The sequence below is a fragment of the Actinomadura roseirufa genome, from assembly GCF_900659635.1.
GTDB classification, from domain to species: Bacteria; Actinomycetota; Actinomycetes; order Streptosporangiales; family Streptosporangiaceae; genus Spirillospora; species Spirillospora roseirufa.
In genome coordinates, this window is sequence record NZ_CAACVB010000532.1 from 1 (window position 1) to 1,980 (window position 1,980).

2 protein-coding genes are annotated in these 1,980 nt (G+C 68.4%); one reads left to right on the forward strand and one right to left on the reverse strand.

Annotation, left to right across the window (positions count from 1 at the left end; translation table 11 throughout):
* The first annotated feature begins 388 nt into the window (after positions 1 to 388).
* Entirely contained in the window at positions 389 to 910 is a 522-nt protein-coding gene (locus tag E1291_RS41155; protein ID WP_131743436.1) for a ricin-type beta-trefoil lectin domain protein, read from the forward strand.
* Between the two features lie 629 nt (positions 911 to 1,539).
* Here E1291_RS41155 and E1291_RS41160 read toward each other — a convergent pair.
* Positions 1,540 to 1,779, reverse strand: a complete 240-nt coding sequence (locus E1291_RS41160) for a WGxxGxxG family protein (RefSeq protein ID WP_131743437.1) — start codon at positions 1,777 to 1,779, stop codon at positions 1,540 to 1,542.
* Between the last annotated feature and the right edge of the window lie 201 nt (positions 1,780 to 1,980).

Below are 1,980 nucleotides of genomic sequence, written 5' to 3' on the forward strand. Positions count from 1 at the left end.
CGCCTCCCGCCGCGCCCGCTCCACAGCGGTCAACCCGCCGCCCTCGCCATACCGCATCCACCAAGGGAAACCCGCCCACACCCGACAGGCCAGTCACCACCAAGACACAGTCGATAACCCCAACTATTGAAGCTCTCTAGTTTCGGGGGAAGGTTATTCGCCGCGTGTAGAGAACCGGGGCGGCAGTTTTTGTCATCGGGCTGGTCGCTGTGGTCCGATCAGCTCCCACTCACGCGCAGTCGTTGCAGCGCCGATTTGCCCCTCTGGGCATCACGACACGTGCGTGGCAAGAATCGCGCCATTAACGCGGGCATTCCATGCGGCTCCCTCGATCGGGGGGTGGTGGAAGCCTTGTCGCGTAGAACGATCAACTCCATCGGAGGCAGAGATGAAGTTCTCCAACCGCAGGCTCCGCGCCACCATGACGGTCGCCGCGTCCACCGCCTTGGCGGGGGCGCTTATGGCCGGTCCGGCCAGCGCGGACGTGTTCTTTCCGAGCGTCTACATCAAGTCGAAGCAGAACGGGCAGTGCGTCGCGAAGGACAGCGGAAACAACAGGCTGCATCTGGAGCCGTGCGCGAATAACTCGCGGATGAAATGGGAGGTTCACTCCTACAACAGCGACAGCCCCAACGGAGTTCACAACGTCCGGGTGTACAACCTGGCCAATAGGCAGTGCATGACCGTCGACAGCGGCCGGGCGTCGCTCGAGACCTGCCTGCCGGGGCAGGTCTCGAACCAGATCTGGGCGCTGACCGGAAACAGCAACACGGCCGCCAACTGGCAGTTCTACACCTACGACATCCACGCCTGCCTGGACTCCGGGCAGAGCAGCAGCCTGCTGTATCGGCAGAACAATGGCTGCAACACCGGCAACAACTACCAGTACTGGGGGCTCCCGACCGCCTGACCGGCCCACCGGGAACGCAAGGACGCGGGGCTGTCGACCCCAGATTGATCTGGAACCACGGGGGCACGCATGGGTTCTGCCCGCGCAGTTCGTTGATCGTGGTCAGGACGTACCGATGCACGCCTTCAATCTGGTCGGTCACCGGCACAGTGCGGCATGACCGATGCGCCGCTCCGGATGATCCTCCTGCGGGAGGCGGGCCGGAACACCGGCCGGGGGTGATCGTGTCCTTGCCTCTGCCGGCCTGACGGCCAGGTGTGAGGGTGCGGGGAAGTGAGGGGCCCGGCCCCGTGTGGGAGCCGGGCCTCTTGCTTTTCTGGGTGTTCCCGCATTCCGTCTCTGGGCCCGTGGGGGACGGGCCCAGAGACAGGCCGTCAAAGAGCGGGGTGCGCGGGGTTCTTGGTGCGGTTTGAGGCCGGCTCGGTGATCGCGCGGCTCGGGGCTTCCGCAGGGGTGGACCCGCCGGGACTACGCTGCCCTGGCCGGGGGGTCGGAGGACCGGGCGTGGCTGTTCATGCTCCTGGACGGCCGGGATCCCGCCGCGAAGATCTGGGCGTCCCTGTGCCCCTCCGGCGCGGAGCGGCCCGTCGAGCCTTCGGCGGACGTCGCGTAGGTCACGGGTCGTCCGCTCATTTCTCTGGGTCTTCGTGGGGTTCGGGGTCGGTGGGGGGAGATGGGGGGCGGGCTCTCAAGCCGACCACGCCGAGCAGGCCCAGGAGACCGAGCAGGCCCCACAGGCCCTTCTTGGTCTCGTGCCCGCCGTCCGCGCGGACGGTCCGGACGGCGGGCGTCGGCGGCTCGGCCGCCGCGGGTGCCGCGGCGGCCGAGACGAGGACGGTCAGGGCCGCCGCCCCCAGGAACCTGCGCATGCGCTTACCCCCGTGGGTGAGTGGTCACGGCAGCAGTTCCCCCGCGCGCCCGCCCCTACCGGGTGATCACCGAAACCCCGCCGATCGTTGACCGTTCAGTGACGGTCCAGGAGGAGGCGTGCCTCCCGCGCCGCCAGGCCGATCGCGTGGTCCAGGCGGTCGGCGCGGCGGCCGCCCGCGCTCGCGACGGGGCCCGTGCCG